The sequence below is a fragment of the Streptomyces daliensis genome (assembly GCF_054782395.1).
Window position 1 is genome coordinate 17,952 of the sequence record NZ_BAAGSO010000089.1, and the last position, 20,909, is coordinate 38,860.

A 20,909-nucleotide genomic window follows, 5' to 3' on the forward strand; every position below is an offset into this window, starting at 1 on the left:
CGGGGTCCGGGTGCCGGGCGCCGTCGCGCCCACGCCGGGACGTGGGGCCCGTCCCCTGGACCGCTGCCGACGGTTCCCCCAGGGGACGGGGGCTTTATGGGGCGGGTGCGACGGTGGTCAGTTGGAGCCCGCGTCCGCCGACGAGGGGCGCGGTGAGGATGACGGTGCGGCCCTCGTGTTGCAGGGCCTTGCCGATACGGGTGTGACGGGCGTGCCACCAGTGGCGGGGTGCGAGGAGGGTGCTGAGGCAGTCGCGGGTCTCCCCGTCGACGGCGATCCGTTCGCCCTTCTCGCGCAGGCGCAGGGCGTGGCAGGCGTAGCCGGTGAGGAGCGTCGCGAGGTTGCCTTCCATGATCTCGATGACCTGCCCGGACGGCATGGGCCGCGGGTAACTGGTGAGAAACGCGGGCCCCTGCGGCAGCTCGTACATGAGCCGCACGGCGCGGTCCTGGATGCGGCGCATCACGAAGCGTGCCTGCTGGCCGTCGAGGACGGCGACGGGGAAACCCGCCGTGGTGGCCCAGCCGTGAGGGTCGTAGAAGACATCCTCGGGGTCGGCGGGAATGAGAACGGTGTGATCGCGGGACACAGGGTTGCTCCAGGTCAGTGGTGGGTGGGCGCGGGGTCGGTGTCGTCGGCGCGACGTTTTCCGGCGCCGGTGAAGACGGTGATGGCGCGGGCCACGGTCTCCCCGGTGACGTCGGCGCGGATGGCGGCGAGGGGGAGGTAGGCGCCGTGCCCGGGGCACAGCCACACGGGTTCGTGCCACGGATAGCGCGCGGTGGCCAGGTAGCGCATGACGGGGCCCACGTGACCGTCACCCTCCACTTCGCAGGCGCGGCCGGTCACCGTGCCGCCTCCGGGTTCTGGGCGCGGGCCTCGTCCTCGGCGGCGATGTCGGCCGCGCACCCGTCACACACCTTCACCGGAACAGTGCGCGTCCGTGTCTGCGGGCTCGCGCCCCGCTCGTCACCGGAGTACAGCTCAAGGACCGTCTGCGTACCGGGCACCCGACAGCACCGGAAACAGCGCGGACTCACCGCCCGGCCCCGCTCTCGTACTCGCGGGGCCCGTGCTCGGCACGGATCACCGCGTCCAGCACCACGTGCAGCAACCGCGCATCGGTGAGCCCATGCTCCGCCCACCCCCGCACCCAGTGCGTGAAGGCCGAGCGAGTGCACCAGCCAGGCGGAACCGTCAGATGCTGCGCAGTGCCGAGCAGTTGCACCCACGAGGTCTCCGGCACCACCCACCCCCGCGTCGCACCGGGCGGCACCAACCAAGTCAGCCGGTACCCGTACGGATCCCGGATCACGGCGCCGGACTCACGGCCGAGCCGCGCCAGCACCTGGCGGCCCAGATACGCGGGGACTGCGACCCCATCCCAGAACACCCCGGCGGGCAACAACTCGGCGGCGACACCGGAGGGCGGAGCCCATGTGTGAAGGGCCGGGCTCATCGGACTGCCTGCTCTGCGCGTACCGTGCAGACGAACGTGTGGTGGTCTGCGGCCCAGTCGAGGACGCGTTTGCGTTCCCCCGGCCGGTGGCTCCACATCTCCGTGGATTGCGTGACGAACCCTTGTGCCCGCCCCGAGACGAGGAGTTCCGCCAAAGAGGGCCACTGCTCCCGGTCCCGGAGCGTTGTCTCCGGGCCGCAGCGGTCCACCAGTTCCGCGACCACGGTCCAGTCGCGGGCAGCGGCATACCGGCGCAGTTCGATCAGCGGCGAGGCGGCATCCGCATCGGCCGCCAGACACAGGTACAGGACGACCGCTGTGCGTCCGGTTGCCGCGTCGGCGAGGCTGGCGCGGCGGATGTGGTCAGGGACAGTGCGGCTCATGTCGTCGCCTCGCGGTCGATGGTCGACGGGTTCGCGAGCTGCGCCTGGAGTTCCAGTAGCAGTTCGGTCGCCTCGTCCTGCGTCATGACGAGGTCGCCGTCACCGACGTGCTTGCCGTCCTTGAGCACCCATAGCGGGAGTGCGATACGGCCCGCTTGTGTGCGCCGTAAGGGGCGCCGGGAGAGCCGTTCGATTCTTACGCCCTGGGCGGGGTTGGCGGTCACTTCGGTCGCCCTCCGCTGTCGGTGAGTCGTCCTCATGTCACGGACGGTAGGGCGCACAGCAAGGGACGGCCCGGAAGGATTTTCCGGGCCGTCCCTGGTTCCGGGTTGAGGCTACGTCAGCACACCGATGTGTGACGCGAGTTTGTGCACGTCACTGCGCATCTGCGGGCGAGGTCGCTTGAGGAGGGTCTGTACGGCTTCCCTCACAAGAGGGAAGTACCGGATCTCCTCCGGGCTTGCCTCCATGATCTTGTTCAGCATGTAGAGCGTGCCGAAGTCATCGTTGGTCAGCCGGTGCGCGTGCATCACCTCGACGAGGTATCGCGTCGTCCGCTCCAGCGGCAGCACCCCGCCGGGTTCGGGCACCGTGACGTCGTCAGCCAAGCGCAACGCCTCATGCGCGTCGCCTTCCTCGGCCGCGAGGTGCACGCCGTGCATGCGGACGTTCGTCGGCCCGAAGGCGGTGTGGAAATCGTTGCGATCGGCGCCGATCCGGTCCGCCACGTCCTCTGCCTTGTGCAGCATCTCCCACGCCGTAGGCGCCTTGCTGTCGCGTGCTGCGGCGATGACGGCAACGAGGTGGAGGGCTCCGTACGCCGAGAGGTGCTCGGGTGTCGCTGCCTCGCCCGGTCGGCAGTGATCGATAGTGCGCCGGGCCAGATCGAGGCTGTCAGCGACCTCGCCGGAGCTGACGAGGATGCCGCAGACGTTCCACGCTGCTGCGGCGATCAGCGACAGATCCCCGGTCTCGTCCGCGATCTGCATCGCGCGGTCGGCCGCCCGCAGACTCAGCTTGCGCTCGCCGACGCGTCGCAGGAACACCTGGTGCAGGTGCAGCAGTGACACGAGGCTGCGGGTCGCCGCAAGCTCGTCCTCGCCGGTCACGTCGCGCAGCGTGGCGTACGCCTCCGCGAGCAGACCGGGCAGCAGCTCACCGACCGGCAGGTACCGCTCGGTCTCGTTCTCGTAGATGGCCCACGCCTCGCGCACGCGCTCGGCGAGCTGCTGCGCGGTGAGTGCGTCGCCGGGCAACCCGATCCCGAGCAGCGAAGGCGGCGTGTTGATGGCCCGTCGGATGCCGGGAACGGTCGGATGCTCGGGGCCAGCGGCGAGACTCAGGTCGAAGTACGGGCCAGTGAGGTCGGCGACGTTTTCGATGTCCAGAGCCCGGCCCATGGTGATGAGCATGGACACGCTGTCGATGGGGATGATGCCGCGCTCGGCCTTCGAGAGCCAGTCCTCGGAGCGGCCGACGAGCCCGGCGAGGGCTGCCTGCGGCATCCCCTTCCGGTTGCGGTAGTACCTGATCCGCTCCCCGGTGGTCATGTTGGACGGTTCGATCATGTGGGTCCCCTTGATGGGATGTAGAGCACTCACCGGCCAGCGTACGGCCGGGTGATGGGCCCGCGCACGGGTCACAATGCGGGCTTCCCCTACGGGAAGCACTCACGCGGCCCCCGCCCTCAGCTCTGCCCGAGGTCCAGCTACAGGGCCGTGCGGGAGGTCGCCGTCGCGAATCCTGTCGGTGCCGTCTCCCGCGCCCCGATCAGCGTCGAGACCCGGCGCAGACGCGCCGTCGACGCGCGTCCGACCTTGTCCACGATCACCTGCGGCAACGCCTGGTGCCGCGCCCACTCCGGCGACGCGGTCAGCGCCTCCTCCAGCGTGTCCAGTGCGTCGTCCCACCGTCGCGTGTCCGCCTGCGCCATCGCCCGGTCCAGCGCGTACCGGCGCTGCGCGGCCTGGGACAACTCCGCCTCGTCATCCGGCGTCACACTGCCCGCCAGATCGAGCGCCTGACCGGCCTTGCCCAATGCGACGTTGATCCCCACGGCCTGAGTGGTGGCGGAGACGGGCCCGAACAGGGTGCCGTGCGCCCTGTGCTCGCCGCCCATCCGGGCCCCGGCCGCATGGCTCTGGCTCAGCAGGTCCGCAGACCGCTCCTTGTCCCCCATCCGCGAGGCGACGACCGCCGCGAAGTTCACGTGGCTGCCGTAGACGGTCAGTTGCTCCACGGTGGCGCGGGAGAAGCGAGGCTCGATATCGGCGGCCGCCTTCTCCGCGAGCCTCAGAGCATCGGGGAGCCGGGCGTCGCGCAAGTAGATCCAGGCCCGGCCGGAGTCCACCAGTGCCTGCCGCAGATCGTCCGCCGCCGCGGCGGACTCGGAGCGGGCGTGGCCGATCGCGGTGTAGGCAAGGTCCCGCTGGCCGAGCAGGTTCGAGACGTAGGCCGCCACCCGGTAGGCGTCGGCCAGGAGACCATGGGCACCCGCACGAGCCCCGTCCGGCTGGTCGTGCAGTCGGGCCGCCGCCGAGCGCACCAAGGGTGCCGCGACCGCACCGGCCTCCGCGTACCGGCCGTCCCAGTACAGATCCCAGCACCGGTCCACGGCGGCGCGCAGCTCCGCGACGGTCGGCGCCTCGTCATCCTGCTGGAGAATCCCAGCCGCCGTGTCGTGGACCGTGTGCGACAGCCGCCGGAGCATCTGCCGGTCCTCGTGCCCGAGTCCACGGCGCGGGGCCTGCTGGCCGAGGATGACAGAGACGTCGGCGGACAGCGCGTCGGAGAGGGCGAGCAGAGTGGGCAGGGTGAGCTGCACGTCCTGCTCGGCTCGGCGGACGCGGACCGGGGAGAGACCGGCGAGGTGCGCCAGCTCGTCCTGGGTGCGTTCACCTCGGAGAATCTTGATTCGCTCGCCTGTGCTGTACTCAGCCCATTGCGGCATACTGAACTCCCATCCCATTGCTGACACTTGGGACGGTACGCCCGGCGCCGCGCCGGGCGACAGTCGTCGCCCCTCGCCTCACGGCGGGGGCCGCATGCATGAGCGTCGCCGAGCGGCATCCACGTGCCCCGTACAGCCGGCTGTTCTGCCTTTCAGGGCTCCATGGGCGGGTCTACCGTCGAACGGGAAGAAGGGACGTGGAGATGAACGGCCAGCGGTCCGGGCAGCCGGTGCTGCGGCGCCTGGGCGGGGCGGAGGCCTGCGCGGAGCAGGAGCGGTTGCTGGACCTGCATGACGAGGTGTACGCGGGGAGCGGTGACCCGTTGGCGGCCCGCGCGAGCTTCGCGCCGTTCCTGGACGCGTGGCTGACACGACCGGACTTCGCGGCCGTCGTCGCGACGGCGGGCCCACGGCTGGTCGGGTCCTCGCCTACTACGGCGACCGGATGCCCGCTTCCGTCGAAGTACGGCTGCACGACACTCCGCTGTACAACAGCATCTACCGCTTCGACGACGAGATGATCGTCAACGTCCACGCCTACGGCGTGCTCGCCGCCTATACGCCGACGATGCATCTGCGGCGTATAGACGGCCAGTTCTTCCACACCTACGTCGAGTCGTACGAGCGGGTATGGGCATCGGCCCGGCCCGTCAGCCTGGGGAACCCGGAAGAGGGGCGATGAAGGGGACGCGGAGGATCGACCACTGGCGGGACCCGGATGCGCCGCAGCCGACCAGCCGCAAGACCTCGGCCAGCGTATTCGTCCGCGACGACGACGGCCGGCTGCTGATGCTGCGCCGCGTCGACAACGACCTGTGGACCATCCCCACCGGTGGCGTGAAGAAGGGCGAGACCGTCGGGCAGGCCGGAATTCGGGAGTGCAAGGAGGAGACCGGGCTCGATGTGGAGGTGGTGGGCCTGGTCGGAGTGTTCTCCACTCCCGACCACGTGATCGTCTACATGCACGGAGACCGCGTGGACGAGGTACGGCAGCCGATCAACATCTGCCTGCGGGCCCGGTTGCTCGGCGGGCAGGTACGCCCCCAGCCGGACGAGGCGGCCGAAGTGCGCTGGATCGACCCGTCCGAACTGGACACGTACCCCGTGCATCCCGCACTGCTGGAACGCATCAGACACGGGCTGACCTCGCAGACCCCGTACATCACCTGAGCCCGGACGCGGCCCCCGCCCTCAGCCCAGCCCGTCGAGGTGGGTGCCGATCTGGAGGAAGGCCGGGACCAGTGGTGCGGGCGGGACGGATGGGGACATGACCTGGGAGCCGAAGTGGACGATGACCAGGTCGAGTCGGGGTGAGACGAACAGCCGCTGGCCGTGGATGCCGCTGGCCATGAAGGAGCCGTAGGGGTCGTTGAGGACCCACCACAGGTCGTGGTACGAGAGGTTGGCGGGCGAGTCGGGGGGCGCGGCGGGGAAGCGGACCCGTCGGGCGTAACCGTCGGGGACACCGCTGACGATGGTGGTGGCGACGGCCTCGGGGACCACTTGGCGCCCGCCCACCGCTCCGCCGCAGCGCAGCATCTCGCCGAGCCGGGCGACATCGCGCGCGGTGGCGCTGAACCCGCCGCAGGCGGCCTCGACGCCCTCGCTGTCGAGGACGTAGTACGCGTCCTCGTCCGCGCCGAGACGGGACCAGATCAGCTCGCTGAGCAGCGCGGATGTCGTCAGCCCCGTCACTCTGCGCAGGACTTCGGCGAGGGCTTCGACGTTGCCGTTCTCATAGCGGAAGGCGGTGCCCGGCGCTCCGGTGGCCCGCGCGGTGGAGAGGTGTTCGCGGATGCTCGTCGGGCCTTGGTAGCCGTAGGGCCACATCTGGGGTGCGATGACCGCCTGGTAGCGCTGGGCCTCGATCGCCTTGTCGAAGGCGCGGCCCGCGTAGCTCATCCGCGTGCCCATGTGCAGCAGGTCGTCGATCCGCGCGGCACCGAACGCGGTTTCCGCCAGCTCGGGGACGTACGCGGACGTGCGCGCGTCGCGGTCCAGTTCGCCCTGGTGGGCGAGCGTCGCCGCCAGGAGCCCCAGATACGACTTGGCCGCCGAGGCGTTGAAGTGGGCGGTCTCAGGGCGCGTGCCGTGCAGGTATGTCTCGTGGACGACGGTGCCTCGGTGCAGCACCAGCAGGGCGTCCGTCTGCGCCGCGGCGAACAGTTCGGGCAGCTTGAGCGTGCGCCCGTCGGGTGCGGTGATCTCGACGGTGTCGATGCCCGCGTCCCGCCCGGGCAGTTCCCGGCGCTGCTCACGGCCCCGCCACACGCGTCGGCTCGGCGAGAGTTCGCGGCCCGCTGACGTGAAGCGGCGGATCCAGTCGGGGTCGGAGTATCCGCGGGTCCACTTCAGCTCGCTCAGCGGGGCCGTGTGGGGCATGAGGACTGCTCTCTTTCTGTTCGGAGCTGGCTTACTGGTTCCGTACGTGCCTCTCGTTAACGTACAGACTGTTCAGCATTTTCGACAGGGTGCGGTCAGAACCGTTGACCGGAAGACGGCCCCCCGTTACGTTGCCAAATTAGTTGCTCGCTACCAGACAATTTGTTTGGGAAATGTGCGCGTCGGGTCTGCGACCTGCGCAGGGGGACATGCGCAGCGACGGCCGCACAGCCCTTCCCTCCGAGCCGCAGGAGTCTCAATGGCGAACCCGCCACCGTCCGCCGCACCCCTGGACGCGGACGCGCACACCGTCCCCGACGCCGAGGCGGCGTCGGCGCCCGTCTTCGACCGGCGGCACGCCTGGCTCATCGCCGCGATGATCGTCACGTTCATGATCATCAACTTCGCGGACAAGTCCGTGCTCGGCCTCGCGGCCGTACCGATCATGGCCGAGCTGAACATCAGCAACAGCACGTACGGCGCGATATCCAGCTCGTTCTCGATCCTGTTCAGCCTGTCCGGGCTGGTCGTCGGGTTCGTCTCGGCGCGGATCTCCAGCCGGGTGCTGCTGTTCACCATGGCGATGCTGTGGGCGGTGGCCCAGCTTCCCGTCCTGGTCATGGCATCGGTGTCGACGCTGGTGGCGGGCCGGGTGCTGCTCGGCGCGGCGGAGGGGCCCGCCACGTCCATGTCGATGCACGCCCTGTACAAGTGGTTTCCGCTGGACCGGCGCGGCCTGCCGTCTGCGTTGCAGATCAGCGGGGCCGCGCTCGGCACGCTGATCGCGGCGCCGGTCGTCACTTGGCTCATCACCAGCTTCGGCTGGCGCTCGGCGTTCGCCGCGCTGGCCGTGACGAGTGTGGTGTGGAGCGCGATCTGGTGGAAGGTGGGGCGCGACGGGCCGTACGGCGCCGCCCGTCCCGCCCGCGACCGTGCGGCCCGTGACCGTGCAGCGCACACCGGCGCCGCTCCCGCGCCGCCCCAACAGCGGCTCCCCTACCGTCGGCTGCTGACCAACGGCACCGTGATCGGCAGCATCGCCGGTGCCTTCGGCGCCTCGTGGGCTATGGCCCTGAGCCACGCGTGGCTGCCCGTCTATCTGCGGACCCAGCTGGGCCTGACGCCGGGCACGGCGGCCACACTCATCAGCGCCATCGCGGCCTTCAGCCTCGTCCTGCTCCTGTCGGTCTCGCCGCTGGTGGACTTCCTGAACCGGCGCGGAGTGTCCACCCGCTGGTCGAGCGGGGTGCCGCAGGGCATCGCCGTCATGGCCGCCGGTGTCGCCATGGCGGCGCTCTCTTTCGCCGACGGGCAGGTGCTGGCGATCGTGCTGCTCGCCCTGGCGTTCGGCGGCCACGCCATCGTCTTCCCGCTGCACTACATGACCACGGCCGCCGTCGTGCCGCCCCTCCAGCGCGGGGCACTCTTCGGCATCGTCGCGGCCAGCGGCACCCTGCCCAACCTGATCGCCCCCTACCTCACCGGGCACATGCTGGACTCGGCGGACTCGCAGAGCGCGGGTTACACCAGCGCGTTCCTGCTGACCGCCGCCGTCATGCTGCTGACCGGCCTGGTGGCGCTGCTGACCATCAGGCCCGAACGCGACGCGCGGCGCCTGGGGCTGGTCGAGGACTCCGCCGCCTGAGCGGGCCCGGGTCCGCCCAGGCCGGGGCCCGCACGGACCGGCGTCCGCTCAGTCCTGGACCCGCCCAGTCCTGGACCCGCTCAGTCCTGGGCGTCGAAGCCGCTCGCCCAGTACCGCCCGCGCATCGACAGGTCCAGAAGCATCCGTACGACCTCCTCGGCGGGAAGCGACGGCGCGTCCTGCTCCGCCCACCAGCGCAGCACCGCGACCTGCTCGCCGACCCAGACCCGGGCCAGCAGGTCCGCGTCGATGCGCGGCTGTACGCCGTTGCGCTCGGCGCGGGCCCGGAACTCCTCGGCCGTGGCCCGCGCGCAGGCGTCGACGAACATTTGCAGTGGCTTACCGTCGCCCTCGCCGCGCAGCACGATCCGGTACAGGTCGCGTTCCTCGCGGGCGTGCCGCAGCATCTCCAGGACCGGCTTGCCCGTGAAGCCCACCGTGCTGTCGGCCACCGCGGGGGCCAGGCGTTCGCCCAGTGTCTCCAGCAGGTCGGACGTCACACGCGCGAACAGGTCCTCCTTGTCCCGGAAGTGCGCGTAGAACGTCGCACGCGCGACGTCGGCGCGCTCGGTGATGTCCTCCACCGTCAGGGCCGTGAACCCGCGTTCCAGGACCAGCTCCACCAGGGCCCCGCCCAGCAGGCGTCGCGACCGCCTGATCCGTCTGTCCTCGGCCATCGTGACCTCTCCTCGCCTGCCGCCTTCGGTGCGCGCACCAGTGTAGGAGAGCCTTGACACCCAAGCAGTTAATGAACAGCCTGTATGTAATTGTTCGTGTTGTAAGCAACCCACATTCCGCACCTCCGCCACCGCACCGGGAGTACGCCCTCATGAACCTCGGCACCTATCTGTCCCGCAGCGCCCGCTACTGGCCCCAGGAGACGGCCCTGGTGTGCGGGGAGCGGTCCGCGACCTTCGCCGAGCTGGACAGGGTCACGAACCGCCTCGCCTCCGCGCTGGCCGCCCGCGGCCTGCGGCCCGGTGACGCGGTGGCGTCCCTCGCGTGGAACCGCGGCGAGCTGGTGGAGGTCGAATTCGCCCTGTACAAGGCGGGGTTGACCCGCGCCCCGATCAACGCACGCCTCGGCCGCGGCGAGATCGAGCACATCCTGCGCTACGCCCCCGTACGCGCCCTGGTCTTCGACGCCGCGCACCGCGAGGACGCGCTCGCCGCCATCGCCGCCGCCGGCACCGGCTGCCTGCCCGTCCCGCTGGACCCGCCCGCGAGCCCGCAAACCGGTGAGGCCGCCTACGACGCGCTGCTCGCCGAGAGCGCGGACGACCCGTTCAGCGTGGACGTCGCCGAGGACGAGCCCTGCGTCCTGAACTTCACGTCGGGCTCTACCGGGGCGCTCAAGGCGGCCGTGCAGACCGTCGGCAACCGGCTCGCGAACATGCGCAAGCAGCTCATGAGCGACGAGTCCAGGCCACGCGCTGGCAGCCGCTATCTGGCCTGCGGCCCCATCACGCACGCCACCGGAATGGGCCTGCTCGCCGGTGTCTTCGGCGGGGCCACGACATATGTGCTGCCCGCCTGGAGCCCGGAGAGCTTCCTGGCGACGGTGGAGAAGGAGGCCGTCACCGCGACGTTCCTGGTGCCCGCCATGCTGAACATGGTGCTCGCCCACCCCGGCGCGGCCGGGCGCGACCTGTCGTCGCTCACGAGCGTGCGCATCGGCGGCGCCCCCATCTCGCCCCAACGCCTGCGCGACGCGGTGGAGTTCTTCGGACCCGTCGTCGCGCAGGGGTACGGGCTGGGCGAGACCACCAGCGTGGTCGCGGGCCTGAGCAGCGAGGAGATCGCGCGCGCCGTCGAGGAGGACGCCGAGCTGCTCCAGTCGTGCGGGCGCGCCGCGTACGACACCGAGATACGTGTCGTCGACGAGGCGGGCCGGGAGCTGGGCCCGCGCGAGGTCGGCGAGATCATCGTGCGGGGGCCCGACTGCGTGCGCGAGTACTGGAAGGAGCCCGAGCTGTCAGCGCAGACCTTCCGGGACGGGTGGGTGCACACCGGGGACCTGGCGTGGATGCGGGAGGACGGCTATCTGTTCCTCGTCGACCGCAAGAAGGACATGATCATCTCCGGCGGGTTCAACATCTACTGCACCGAGGTCGAGGCCGCGCTCTACGAGCATCCCGCCGTACAGGAAGCGTGCGTGATCGGCGTCCCCGACGAGAAGTGGGGCGAGGCGGTCAAGGCCGTCGTCGTCACACAGCCCGGCGCGACCGTCACCGCCGACGAGCTGACCGGCTTCTGCGCCGAGCGCCTGGACCGCCTCAAGAAGCCCCGCTCCGTCGACTTCGTGGCCGAACTGCCCCACAACCGGAACGGAAAGCTCGACCGCAAGGCCGTGCGCGAACCGTACTGGGCCGACACCGCACGCCGCGTCAACTGACCCCCGCCCGCCCTCCGCTTCCGCCCCGACCCTGGAGCCCCTGTGCCGTTCACCCTGCACCCCGCCTACGACCACGACCCGCGCCTGGCCGAACTCGTCGAGCGGCTGCGCACATACCTCGACGGCGAGCTGGCCGACTACGAACGCGAGCGCGGCCTCACCCGCGAGAGCCGCCTCACCCGCGCCGACCTCGAACCGGTGTGGCGGCGCAGCCGCGAGCTGGGCTTCTACGGCATCCACCTGCCCGAGGAGTACGGCGGGCAGAACCTGTCGTTCAGCCAACTCGCCGCCCTCAAGGAGGAGATCGGGGCCAGCGGCCGGGTCCTGTCGCACAGCGTGCTCGGCGACATGGGCGGGCCGCTGCGCGCGGGCGACATCCTCAAGCACGCCACCCAGCACCAGTTGGACACGTACCTGCTGCCGCTGATCCGCGGCGAGCGTGCCTGTTGCTTCTCCCTGACGGAGACGGACGCGGGCTCCGACGTACGGTCCATGCGCACCGTCGCCGTGCGGGACGGCGACGACGGCTACCGGCTCACCGGGCACAAGGTGTTCTCCTCGGCCGGGCCGTTCGCCGACTTCGCGATCGTGGTGGCACGGATGGCCGGAACCGGCGAGCGGGAGGGCGAGAAGCCGGAGTTCTCCGCCTTCCTCGTCGATCTGGACAGCCCCGGCTGCCGCGTCGAGGACGGGGCGACGCCGATGTCCGGGGAGCACATCGAGAGCGACATCGTCCTGGACGACTGCCATGTCCCCGCCGCCAACCTGCTGGGCGAGGAAGGCAAGGGCATGCGCATCGCCCTCGGGCGGGTCACCACCAACCGGCTGCTGCACTGCCCCACCGTGCTCGGCGCCACCCGTCGCGCGCTGGCCCTGACGCTGGACCGCACCCGCAACCGCAAGGTCGCGGGCGGCCAGCCGCTGCTGAAGCTCCAGGCCATCCAGCACAAGATCGCCGACATGGCCACCGGGCTCTACGCCGCCCGCTCCATGACGTACGACGCGCTCGCGGCGCTCGACGAGGGCCGCGAGGTCCACAACGAGGCGTTCATGTGCAAGCTGTTCGTCGCCGAGTCCTCCTTCCGCATACTCGACGAGGCCGTGCAGATCTTCGGCAAGGAAGGGCTCACGCAGGGCAACGAGATCGAGTTCCTCTTCCGTAAGATCCGCATGTTCCGCGTCCTGACCGGGACGTCGGAGATCCAGCGCAACGGCATCGCCAAGTTCCTGGCCTTCGCGGAACCGGCCCGGACCGCCTGATCGCGCTGGGGAATCGCGCTAGGAGTACGTTTCGATCGAGCTGCTGGGGACCCAGCCGCACCAGTCGTTCGTGCGGTCCGAGTACTGCACCTTGATCCACGAGCCGTGGAGCCCGTAGATGGCCATGGTGGTGCCCTTGTAGACGGTCTCGCGGCGGAGGACCGCTGCGACGAACAGCGCTTCCGTCACATCAGGGGGAGTTGCACGTGGTCCCCGCGCATGCGGGGCTCCTCAGCTCGCCCCGTCTGCCCCCGCCTCGGATTTGATGAAGCGGGCCAGTCTGTCGATGCCCTCCTTGATGGAGTCCGGGGTGAGGTAGCTGATGGACAGGCGGAGGGCGGATTCGCCGCCTTGGTTCAGGTAGAAGTACGACATCGGGGTCCAGATGACGCCGAAGTCCTCCGCCGAGCGGGTCAGTGCCGCGTTGTCCGTGGGGAAGGGGACGTCGAGGGTGAGGAAGAAGCCGCCGGTGGGGGTGTTCCAGCGGATGCCGAGGGCCGTGCGTTCGGCTGGGGGGAAGCGCTCTTCGAGGCGGGTGAGTACCGTGCGCATCGCGTTGCCGTAGTAGGCGGCCGTGTCGGCGTTGAAGTCCGAGGGGCGGCCGTCGGCGGCGAGGAGCATGCCTGCCACGACGGTCTGGCTCACCGCTGACGTGTTGACCGTCACCATGCTCTTGATCTTCGCCAGCTCGTCCGCCAGCAGGCTCGCGCCCTCGCCGTCGCCACGCACCGGCTGGTCCGCGACGGCGAAGCCGATCCGCGCGCCGGGGAACAGCGTCTTGGAGAAGGACCCCAGGTGGACGACGCTGCGGGTGCGGTCCAGGGACTTCAGGGTCGGCAACTGACGGCCGGGGCTGACGGACCTGTACGGGCTGTCCTCCAGGATGAGGAGGTCGTGGCGGGCGGCCAGTGCCAGGAGTTCGTGCCGCGTCTCGACGGGCATCGTCGCGCCCGAGGGGTTCGCGTGGTCGGGGGTGACGTAGAAGGCGCGGGGTCTGCGCCCGCGCGCCCGTTGGGCGCTGAGCACCGCTTCGAGGTCCGCGCAGCGGAAGCCGCTCGCGTGCTCGGGGACCGCGACGGCCTCGACGTCGAGCAGCCGGGCAGCGCCCGTGATCCCCACGTAGCAGGGGTCGGGGACCAGCAGCACGTCGTCGGGCCCGGCGATCAGCGCGCGCACCGCGAGCAGCATGGCCTCCTGGCAGCCCGCGGTGACCACGATGGACTCCGGCGGTACGTCGATGCCCTCGTCGCGGCGCAGCGTGTCGGCCACCAGGTCGCGGATCAGGCCGCTGGTCGGGCCGTACTGGAACACCGTGTCCCGCACCTGGTCCGGGGAGTGGCCTGTGGCCGTCAGGTGGTCGAGGTAGCGGCGCAGGTGGTCGAAGATCTGCTCGGAGTGGAAGAAGCCGCCGTAGGGGCGGCCCGGTGCGAAGGAGATCGCCTCGGGGTAGCGGCTGGTGATCTCGTTGAGGAAGTTCATCGTGCCCAGGAGCGGGTCACGGACGCTGCCGTGCAGGTCCTCCCTTCGCAGGGCCTCTGTGCGCGCCTCCTCCCTTCGCAGGTCCTCGGTGCGCGACTCCTCCCTTCGTGCCTCTCCCCCTCGCACGTCTCCCCCTCGCGGCTCTTCTCGTCGCGGCTCCGCTGTTCGCGCCTCTCCCCCTCGCGAACCCTCCTGCACGGGCGGAGCCGTTCGCGGTGCCAGCAGGTCCGGGCCCGCGTCCGCCACCGAGGCGGTGCCGCAGAGCGCCATCGCCTCCGTCAGCTCGTCGGCGACGATCCCCAGCACCCGCGCCACGCCCTCCTCCCCGCCGACGGCCAGCCCGTGCAGCACGGGCCGCCCCAGGAGCACGGCGTCGGCGCCCGACGCCAGCGACGTCAGGACGTCGGCGCCGCGCCGGACGCCGCCGTCGACGAGGACGGGGCAGGCACCCGCGACGGCGGAGGCGACCTCCGGCAGCGCGTCGAGCGTGGACGGCGCACCGTCCAACTGGCGTCCCCCGTGGTTGGAGACGATCAGGCCGTCCACGCCCGCGTCGACGGCCCGGCGCGCGTCGGCCCCGCCGAGCACCCCCTTCAGGAGCACGGGGAGCGAGCTGACCGACCGCAGCCAGCCGATCACCGACCAGTCCAGGGCCGCGTCGAACTCGGCGAGCGCGTGCTCCATGGGCGAGCCGAACCCCGTACCGGAGCCGGAATCCTGGAGGTTGGCCGGGCGGACCGTCGGCGGGAGTGTGAAGCCGTGGCGCAGGTCCCGCAGTCTGCGGCCGAGGCGCGGTGCGTCGACGGTGAGGACCAGCGCCTCGAACCCGGCGCGCTCCGCGCGGTGGATCAGCTCCCGGGTGAGGGAGCGGTCGCGGAAGCAGTACACCTGGAGCCAGAGCGGTGACGAGGCCGCCGCGGCGATGTCCTCGAAGGTGTGCCCCGCGAAGGTGCTGACGACGAACGGCAGTCCGGTGGCTCCGGCAGCCCGCGCCGTCGCGATCTCGCCCTGTTCGTGGACCAGGGTGTGGTACGCCATGGGCGCGATGCCGACGGGCGCCGCCCAGGTGCGTCCGAGTACACGGGTCCCGGTGTCGGGCAGGCCGACGCCCGCCAGCACCCTCGGCAGCAGCCGCGCCCGCTCGAAGGCGTCCGCGTTCGAGCGGAGTGTGCGTTCGTCGCCCGCGCCTCCCTCGATGAAGTCCCACGTCTTCACGGGCACGGCCGCGCGGGCGCGTTCGGCGTAGTCGGCCAGGGTGAGGGGGGCGAAGCCGGGATCGGTGTCCGTCACAGCGCCGCCTGCCGGTCGCGCTCCACCGCTTCGTACAGCGCCCGTATGTTGGCGCTGCCGAACCCCCGGGAGCCCCGGCGCTGGATCAGCTCGTAGAAGAGGGTGTCGCGCTCGTACGGCGAACGGCTGAACAACTGGAGCAGGTAGCCCCATTCGTCGCGGTCGGCCAGCACGTGCGTGTCCCGCAGCTCCGCGATCCTCTCCGGCGTCTCGGTGAACCGCTCCTGGAGCATGTCGTAGTACGAGCCCGGCGTCTCCAGGAACTCGACGCCACGGGCGCGCAGTTCACGCACGGCCGGGACGATCTCATCGGTCAGGAACGCGAGATGCTGCACACCGGGGCCGCCGTTGCGTTCCAGGAACGCGTCGAGCTGCCCGGAGCCCTTCGCCGGGTCCGGCGCGACCAGCGTGAAGGTGATGCCTCCCGACGCGCCGCGCACGACGATCGAGTCCATCGCCTGCCCGCCGACGTCCACGTACTCGGAGGAGTAGCGGGCGAGCCCGAAGGCGTCGCGGTAGAAGTCGGCGAACTGGTCGAGCGTGCCGCCTTCGAGGCAGACGGCCACATGGTCCAGGAGCCGGATCCGCTCCCCCGCCGGGTCCGGGCGCGATCGCCCCGTGGACGTGGGCCGTGGCGATGGCGGTGCGGGGAGCAGCGTGTGGCGTACGCCGCCGAAGCCGAGCACGGCCGGGGCTCCGTTCGCGGCACCGCTCGCGGTCCCGTTCGCCGAGTCCGCGGGGCGACCGCCGGCCGCGAGGGCCGCGTCCCGTGTCGCGTCGACGTCGTCGCAGGCCAGGGCGATGTCCGCGACACCGTCACCGTGCCGGTCGAGGAACCCCCAGGTTTCCTGGCCCGACGTGACGACCAGCCGTACGTCGCCCTGCGCCAGGTGGACGGAGCCGCGTCCGGTGCCGGGACGGTGGCCGGTCCGGGTGAAGCCCATGGCCGAGACGAAGTAGTCGACCATGGCGGCATCGTCGGCGGTGTACAGCTCGATGTAGGCGATGTCCTGTGCGGACACGGGGGTTACCTCCTGGAGGATGCCGGGGCGGGAGCGGGGGCGGCGGTGCGGGACGACGGCGCCCGGAGGAAGGTGTCGAGGTCGATCAGCCGGACCCGCTCCACGCCCGGCGACTTCGCCGAGTAGTCGAGGCGCGCCGGCCGCTCGGCGTCGTGGAAGTAGACGGCCTCCAGTTTCCCGCCCCCGCCTCCGCCCCGCGACTCGGCGAGCAGCGGATTGGCGACGAGGAAGTCCCGTACGGCCGGAGTGTCGTGCCGCACCCGCAGCCACAGCCGCTTGCCGCCGAAGTGGTTGGGCGGCAGCACGACCCGCGTACCGAAGCGCCGCTTCCACTGGTAGGTGCCCTTGCTGAGGAAGGGCTCGGTGCCCTGGAAGTCCAGGTGGTCGACCCCGTTGTCGGCCGCCCACCCCACCAGGAAGTGGTAGATCGCCTTGAAGGCACCGCTGTCGTAGTGCTCCTGCGCCCCGTCGCGCACCCCGAGCAGCCGGAGGGTCAGGGTGCCAGAGCGGGGGTCCCAGTGGCAGAGCGCCCCGCCGACGGGTTCGCCGCCCTCGCGCAGCATGAACAGGCGGCCTCCCCTGAAGAGGCACTCGTAGGACGTGGGCTTGTTCTCGGTCCGCTCGCGCTTGCCGTGCCGGTGCAGCATGGTGGGCCGGTAGTAGTGGTCGTAGAAGGCGTCGAACCAGGCGGGGTCCTCGCACACCTCCCAGCTCCAGTCCCGCTCGCGCAGGCTGCGCCGGTGCTGCGAGCGCTCGCGCTTGGAGAACCGTCGGCTGACGGTCTCGGCGTCGACGTCGGTGTCGACGACGAAGTGCACGCGCATCGGCACGATGAGGGAGGCCGTCGAGGGCAGCTTGCGGGCGCGGGCCGCGCTGGTGCCGACGATCACGATGTCGGCGTCGGGCAGCGCCTCGGGCCTGGTGAGGTCCCGGCCCGTCACCAGCTCCGCACTGCGCACGGCGCGCGCTTCCTCCCCGGCCTCGCGCTCCTCGCCGCCCTCGCGGCGCAGCTCGGTGAACTCCAGGGTGTACGCGAGACCTTCCGCGAGGCCCGCGTACGCGACCGAGAGGCCGCCCAGCTCGGAGCGGATGGCGGGGAAGCGTGCCCGGTCCCGGGTGTCCCACTCCGTGCGCAGCCGGACGAGGGCGGGGCTGTCGCTGTTGCGCCAGCGGTATCCGGCCTGCATACGGAGCCGCTGCCCCAGCGGCGAGCGCGGCGGATGCTGCGACGGGTCCCGCGACACGTCCCGCGACAGGTCCCGCGACGGGCGGCTCGGCGAGTGCTGGTGTGCGCCGGTCACGCCGGTCACAGCGCGGTGGCCTGGAGGACGACGTTCCGCAGGTCGTCGACGCCGTCGACCCGGTGCAGCTCCGTGGCGGACAGCGCGTCGAAGTCGCCGACGGCGTAGCTCCCAGAGCCGTGCACGAGGATGTCCCCCTCCGGACTCCCCTCCGGGCCCCCTTCCGGCACGAGGTCGCGGTCGAGCGCGTTGAGCGCGCCGACCACGGCCATCACGAGGGACCACTCCCGCACCTCGCGCGGATCGGCGGGCAGCCGCACCTCCGCGTCGGCGAGGATCGCCCTGACCTGCCCGTACCGGTTCAGGCACTCGGCCAGGGAGACCACGATGCCGCCGCCGCCCTGCTTGCCGATCAGCTCGTTCATCCGGGCCGACGTCGGCGGCTTGCGGGTGTAGAAGGTGCTGTCGAGCCGTTCCCCCGGGTCGAAGGTGACGGCGGGGAAGCGCGGGTTCTCCGCCTGCGCGTACAGCCCCGACTCCGTCTCGTAGGTGTAGCGGGGTGCGAGGGAGGGGTCGGTCGCGCCGTCGTTGTAGAGGCTGAGCACCATGTCGGGGGCGCCGAGGTGCTGGACGAGGAAGTAGCGGGGCGGTGTGCGCGCGGGCTCCGGTCCCGGCTCCGTATGCGACGGCCGTGACGGTCGTGACGCCCGCGACAGTTCCGGCAGCCGCTGCCACCCGTACGCGTGGCCCAGCAGCCCGTACGCGCTGGAGACGGCGTGCACGTGCAGGCGCGGCGCGCCGCCCGTCGCGGGGAAGAACTCGTCCTCGGCCAGGGCACGGACCACGTCGGCGGCGAGGTAGTTCTCCAGTTGGAGTGTGTACCAGAGGTTCGTCTTGCCGCCGCGCTCCAGCGCCGTGCGGTGCTCGTCGATGACGCCGCGCGCGAGCGTCTTGACCTCGCCGGGCTCGGCGCCGTGGTGGACGGCGACCGGGTTGCGCGCGCGCAGGTCAGGGTCGGTGAACAGCTCCGTCCTGCGCAGCTTGGGCACGGACTCGGCCGGGACCACGGTGGTGATGTTGAGCTGGTCGGCGCCGACGAGGCCCGTGCTGATGGCCCGCAGTACGGCGTCGCGCAGCGCGATGGCCTTGTTCGCCGACGAGGGGGTGACGATGGTGACGCGCTCGCCAGTGTCCTGGATGAAGCGCACGGCGCGGGCCACGATGACGAGCGAGGCGAACGTCTTGGTGGTCATCGTGGCCGGGTTGCGCGTCAGGTCGAGGAGCGCGAGGTTCCGCCCCTTGTACGGCCGCATCGGGGAGTGGGCGAGCGCGGAGGCGCCGAGGAACTCCCGCACTGCGGGGGTGAGTTCGGGCAGCTCGACGCCGGGCGTGAAGTCGCCCGTGCCCCCGCCCCCACCCCCGCCCTCCGGGGACGGGGGCAGCAGTTCCCTCAGCGCGGTCTGCACCTGTCCGTAGTAGTGAGCAAGCGCGCCCTCAAGAAGCATGTCCCGTCCTTTTCGAAGCCTTACGGCGCTGGTTTCCGTTGAATTTGCGCTCGATCCAGGAGAAGAAGGCGTCGGCCACCATGGTCAGTCCGGGCTCCGGAAGCACCAGGAACCCGCCGTGCGCCGTGCTCCACTCGTTGAGCACCGGGCCGTTCTCCGTCAGCAGCCAGTCGACGCACAGATACTCGGCCTGGAGGCTCTCGGCGAGCGCACGGCAGTGGCCGACCACCTGCCGGTGCTCCTGGGTGGCCTCTGCCGTACCGCCCAGGCTGATGTTGGAGATGTATCCGCCCGGCTGCGGCCGCTTGCTCAGGGAGGTGACCACCTCCCCGTCGGCGACGTACACGCGCATGTCGGCGGTGTGCGGAAGGTAGGGCTGGATGATGTAGGGGAGCCCGCTCTGGGCCACGATGTCGAGAGCCGATACGAGCTGCTGGGTGGAATCCACCCGCAGGACGCCGATGCCCATGGTGAGTTCCCTGGGCTTGACGATGTAGGGCCCGGGGCCGATCTCGCGTTCCACTTCGTCGAGCACGAGGTGCGCGTACCTTCCGAAGGGGACCGCTATGGTGCTTGCGGTCGGCACCCCGAGTTTTGCGGCATGCTGCAACAGGGACAGCTTGTCCCGCTCCAGATAGTCGGGTCCCGATATCGCCCGGTTCAGCAGGACGGAATCGCTGGCCTCTATTGTCCGGTATACGGCCCGCATGGCGGCGAGCGCCTGCGGGTCAAGGCTTTTGTCGCCGACGATGAAGCACTGCCGCTGTGCCAGCAGATCCTCGCCGCGATGACGCAGCACGGGCTTTCCGAGGCACGACGGTATCAACTCGGCGGCGCCTATCACCCGGAAGTCGAAACCGCGCGGCTCGGCGACGGCCGAGTATTTCTCCGTGAGGCCCTTCTCGAAACGCGCGGCAGCGGACGCCGTATAGTCGCCGGACTGGTATATCCATGTGATGGTCTTGCGCACAGCCGAATCCTCCGCTTTCCCCCGAGGGCGCGATCACTTGACGGCGAGATACCCCTCGAAGCACAGGCTCTTGTGCACGATTCCGACCGACCTGAATCCGGCCGCGCGGAGCGCGTCCTGGTTCTCCTCGGAGGTCGAGGGTTCCAGGACCGAGCGGATGCTGCGCGACTTCGCCATGACCTCGCCCGGCGTGAAGCCGTGCTGGAGCTTGTAGTCCAGGTAGAGCTGGCCGATGAGGTCCTGCAACTGCCCGTCGGGCTCGCGCACCTTCTCGAAGAGGACGAAGGCTCCTCCCCTGGCGAGCCTGTCGTAGATGGACCTGATGACGTCGTGCCGCTCCTCCAGGCGCAGGAACTGGAGCGTGTAGTAGGAGATCACCAGGTCACAGGGCTCGAACCGGTAGGCCATGAGATCGGCCTCGACGAATTCGACGCCGGGTATCGTCCCGCACTTGCGGGCGGCCTCGGCCACCATCGCCTGCTCGATGTCGATGCCGATGACCCGGCGGATCTTCTTCGCGTGCCGCTGCGCGATCCGTCCGGCGAGCGTGCCGGTGGCCGTGCCCAGCTCGTAGATCAGGCTGTCCTTGCGGACGAAGAAGTCGGACAGTTCGAGAATGAGGTCATGGCATTCGGCGTACATGGGGACGCTGCGAGCAATATGCTCGTCGAATGTCCGGTACACCCCGCCGGAGAAGGTCCATCCCGCAAGCCCGGCGGAGAGGTCGTCGCCGATTTCCTCGGGGACTTCCGAACCTTCCTTCTTGGCTTCCGCCTTGCCGTTTTTCGTGCGCGTGCTCTCGGTTACCGTGCCCTGCCCAGCAGTGTCCACTTTTACCCCGTATTGTTAGCGTTCTTTACGCATGACTGTGAGGTTGTACCGTGCACCGACTGATTTCGATCGCACCATGAGCGGGTCTGCGGGCGCA

Annotated in this window: 22 protein-coding genes; 5 read left to right on the forward strand and 17 right to left on the reverse strand. The window is 70.5% G+C overall.

All coding sequences use genetic code 11. From position 1 onward, the window contains the following. Positions 1–94: 94 nt before the first annotated feature. The 8 genes from ACYVOO_RS21575 to ACYVOO_RS21610 form a co-directional block, all read right to left on the reverse strand. Entirely contained in the window at positions 95–589 is a 495-nt protein-coding gene (locus ACYVOO_RS21575; protein WP_461017311.1) for a hypothetical protein, read from the reverse strand. A gap of 14 nt (positions 590–603) precedes the next feature. Continuing rightward, positions 604–810 (reverse strand): hypothetical protein, encoded by a 207-nt coding sequence (locus ACYVOO_RS21580; protein WP_461017312.1) that lies wholly within the window; start codon positions 808–810, stop codon positions 604–606. A gap of 35 nt (positions 811–845) precedes the next feature. Then, positions 846–1,010, reverse strand: a complete 165-nt coding sequence (locus ACYVOO_RS21585; RefSeq protein WP_461017313.1) for a hypothetical protein — start codon at positions 1,008–1,010, stop codon at positions 846–848. Positions 1,011–1,036: 26 nt separating this feature from the next. Beyond that, on the reverse strand, positions 1,037–1,459 hold the full coding sequence (locus ACYVOO_RS21590; protein ID WP_461017314.1) for a hypothetical protein: 423 nt from the start codon (positions 1,457–1,459) through the stop codon (positions 1,037–1,039). After that, on the reverse strand, positions 1,456–1,842 hold the full coding sequence (locus tag ACYVOO_RS21595) for a hypothetical protein (protein ID WP_461017315.1): 387 nt from the start codon (positions 1,840–1,842) through the stop codon (positions 1,456–1,458). Before ACYVOO_RS21595 ends, ACYVOO_RS21590 begins: the two co-directional genes overlap by 4 nt. Next, positions 1,839–2,102, reverse strand: coding sequence for a hypothetical protein (locus tag ACYVOO_RS21600; RefSeq protein ID WP_461017316.1), 264 nt, complete (start codon positions 2,100–2,102; stop codon positions 1,839–1,841). Before ACYVOO_RS21600 ends, ACYVOO_RS21595 begins: the two co-directional genes overlap by 4 nt. Before the next feature lie 75 nt (positions 2,103–2,177). After that, positions 2,178–3,410 (reverse strand): helix-turn-helix domain-containing protein, encoded by a 1,233-nt coding sequence (locus ACYVOO_RS21605; RefSeq protein WP_461017317.1) that lies wholly within the window; start codon positions 3,408–3,410, stop codon positions 2,178–2,180. Positions 3,411–3,550: 140 nt separating this feature from the next. Beyond that, the gene (locus ACYVOO_RS21610) at positions 3,551–4,792 is read right to left on the reverse strand and encodes a helix-turn-helix domain-containing protein (protein ID WP_461017318.1); all 1,242 of its coding nucleotides are present in this window, start codon (positions 4,790–4,792) and stop codon (positions 3,551–3,553) included. Positions 4,793–5,153: 361 nt separating this feature from the next. On the opposite strand from ACYVOO_RS21610, the gene ACYVOO_RS21615 reads away from it, so the two are divergent. After that, entirely contained in the window at positions 5,154–5,474 is a 321-nt protein-coding gene (locus ACYVOO_RS21615) for a hypothetical protein (protein WP_461017319.1), read from the forward strand. Further along, positions 5,471–5,962, forward strand: coding sequence for an NUDIX domain-containing protein (locus ACYVOO_RS21620; RefSeq protein WP_461017320.1), 492 nt, complete (start codon positions 5,471–5,473; stop codon positions 5,960–5,962). Before ACYVOO_RS21615 ends, ACYVOO_RS21620 begins: the two co-directional genes overlap by 4 nt. A gap of 21 nt (positions 5,963–5,983) precedes the next feature. Here the strand turns inward: ACYVOO_RS21620 and ACYVOO_RS21625 are convergent, their stop codons facing one another. Then, positions 5,984–7,174, reverse strand: a complete 1,191-nt coding sequence (locus ACYVOO_RS21625; RefSeq protein WP_461017321.1) for a serine hydrolase domain-containing protein — start codon at positions 7,172–7,174, stop codon at positions 5,984–5,986. A 259-nt stretch (positions 7,175–7,433) separates the two neighbouring features. On the opposite strand from ACYVOO_RS21625, the gene ACYVOO_RS21630 reads away from it, so the two are divergent. Then, the gene (locus tag ACYVOO_RS21630; RefSeq protein WP_461017322.1) at positions 7,434–8,819 is read left to right on the forward strand and encodes an MFS transporter; all 1,386 of its coding nucleotides are present in this window, start codon (positions 7,434–7,436) and stop codon (positions 8,817–8,819) included. Between the two features lie 80 nt (positions 8,820–8,899). Here the strand turns inward: ACYVOO_RS21630 and ACYVOO_RS21635 are convergent, their stop codons facing one another. Then, on the reverse strand, positions 8,900–9,496 hold the full coding sequence (locus ACYVOO_RS21635) for a TetR/AcrR family transcriptional regulator (protein WP_461017323.1): 597 nt from the start codon (positions 9,494–9,496) through the stop codon (positions 8,900–8,902). A 152-nt stretch (positions 9,497–9,648) separates the two neighbouring features. Here ACYVOO_RS21635 and ACYVOO_RS21640 point away from each other — a divergent pair, with 152 nt between their 5' ends. Together ACYVOO_RS21640 and ACYVOO_RS21645 are read left to right on the forward strand one after the other, a co-directional pair. After that, positions 9,649–11,214 (forward strand): class I adenylate-forming enzyme family protein, encoded by a 1,566-nt coding sequence (locus ACYVOO_RS21640; RefSeq protein WP_461017324.1) that lies wholly within the window; start codon positions 9,649–9,651, stop codon positions 11,212–11,214. 42 nt (positions 11,215–11,256) lie between these two features. Continuing rightward, positions 11,257–12,474, forward strand: a complete 1,218-nt coding sequence (locus tag ACYVOO_RS21645; protein ID WP_461017325.1) for an acyl-CoA dehydrogenase family protein — start codon at positions 11,257–11,259, stop codon at positions 12,472–12,474. Positions 12,475–12,492: 18 nt separating this feature from the next. Here the strand turns inward: ACYVOO_RS21645 and ACYVOO_RS21650 are convergent, their stop codons facing one another. From ACYVOO_RS21650 to ACYVOO_RS21680, 7 genes are read right to left on the reverse strand one after another with little or no spacing between them, the layout of a single operon-like run. Further along, a complete protein-coding gene (locus ACYVOO_RS21650; protein WP_461017326.1) occupies positions 12,493–12,663 on the reverse strand; it encodes a hypothetical protein in 171 nt (56 codons plus the stop codon). 42 nt (positions 12,664–12,705) lie between these two features. After that, entirely contained in the window at positions 12,706–15,243 is a 2,538-nt protein-coding gene (locus ACYVOO_RS21655) for an aminotransferase class I/II-fold pyridoxal phosphate-dependent enzyme (protein ID WP_461017327.1), read from the reverse strand. Beyond that, on the reverse strand, positions 15,240–16,265 hold the full coding sequence (hppD, locus tag ACYVOO_RS21660; protein ID WP_461017328.1) for a 4-hydroxyphenylpyruvate dioxygenase: 1,026 nt from the start codon (positions 16,263–16,265) through the stop codon (positions 15,240–15,242). Before hppD ends, ACYVOO_RS21655 begins: the two co-directional genes overlap by 4 nt. 5 nt (positions 16,266–16,270) lie before the next feature. Beyond that, complete coding sequence (locus ACYVOO_RS21665; protein WP_461017329.1) at positions 16,271–17,566, reverse strand: hypothetical protein; 1,296 nt, start codon at positions 17,564–17,566, stop codon at positions 16,271–16,273. A 5-nt stretch (positions 17,567–17,571) separates the two neighbouring features. Continuing rightward, positions 17,572–19,011: a DUF6002 family protein gene (locus ACYVOO_RS21670; protein ID WP_461017330.1), complete on the reverse strand. Its 1,440-nt coding sequence runs from the start codon at positions 19,009–19,011 to the stop codon at positions 17,572–17,574. Then, entirely contained in the window at positions 19,001–19,981 is a 981-nt protein-coding gene (locus ACYVOO_RS21675) for an ATP-grasp domain-containing protein (protein ID WP_461017331.1), read from the reverse strand. The genes ACYVOO_RS21670 and ACYVOO_RS21675 overlap by 11 nt, the downstream gene beginning before the upstream one ends. A gap of 33 nt (positions 19,982–20,014) precedes the next feature. Next, on the reverse strand, positions 20,015–20,812 hold the full coding sequence (locus ACYVOO_RS21680) for a methyltransferase domain-containing protein (protein WP_461017332.1): 798 nt from the start codon (positions 20,810–20,812) through the stop codon (positions 20,015–20,017). Positions 20,813–20,909: the final 97 nt, after the last annotated feature.

Bases quoted from the DNA above. Each gene is read 5' to 3' on its own strand.
- ACYVOO_RS21635 (WP_461017323.1), bottom strand. From the start codon at position 9,496: ATGGCCGAGGACAGACGGATCAGGCGGTCGCGACGCCTGCTGGGCGGG.
- ACYVOO_RS21600 (WP_461017316.1), bottom strand. From the start codon at position 2,102: ATGAGGACGACTCACCGACAGCGGAGGGCGACCGAAGTGACCGCCAAC.
- ACYVOO_RS21620 (WP_461017320.1), top strand. From the start codon at position 5,471: ATGAAGGGGACGCGGAGGATCGACCACTGGCGGGACCCGGATGCGCCG.
- ACYVOO_RS21625 (WP_461017321.1), bottom strand. From the start codon at position 7,174: ATGCCCCACACGGCCCCGCTGAGCGAGCTGAAGTGGACCCGCGGATAC.
- ACYVOO_RS21590 (WP_461017314.1), bottom strand. From the start codon at position 1,459: ATGAGCCCGGCCCTTCACACATGGGCTCCGCCCTCCGGTGTCGCCGCC.
- ACYVOO_RS21640 (WP_461017324.1), top strand. From the start codon at position 9,649: ATGAACCTCGGCACCTATCTGTCCCGCAGCGCCCGCTACTGGCCCCAG.
- ACYVOO_RS21630 (WP_461017322.1), top strand. From the start codon at position 7,434: ATGGCGAACCCGCCACCGTCCGCCGCACCCCTGGACGCGGACGCGCAC.
- ACYVOO_RS21610 (WP_461017318.1), bottom strand. From the start codon at position 4,792: ATGCCGCAATGGGCTGAGTACAGCACAGGCGAGCGAATCAAGATTCTC.
- ACYVOO_RS21605 (WP_461017317.1), bottom strand. From the start codon at position 3,410: ATGATCGAACCGTCCAACATGACCACCGGGGAGCGGATCAGGTACTAC.
- ACYVOO_RS21670 (WP_461017330.1), bottom strand. From the start codon at position 19,011: ATGCTTCTTGAGGGCGCGCTTGCTCACTACTACGGACAGGTGCAGACC.
- ACYVOO_RS21595 (WP_461017315.1), bottom strand. From the start codon at position 1,842: ATGAGCCGCACTGTCCCTGACCACATCCGCCGCGCCAGCCTCGCCGAC.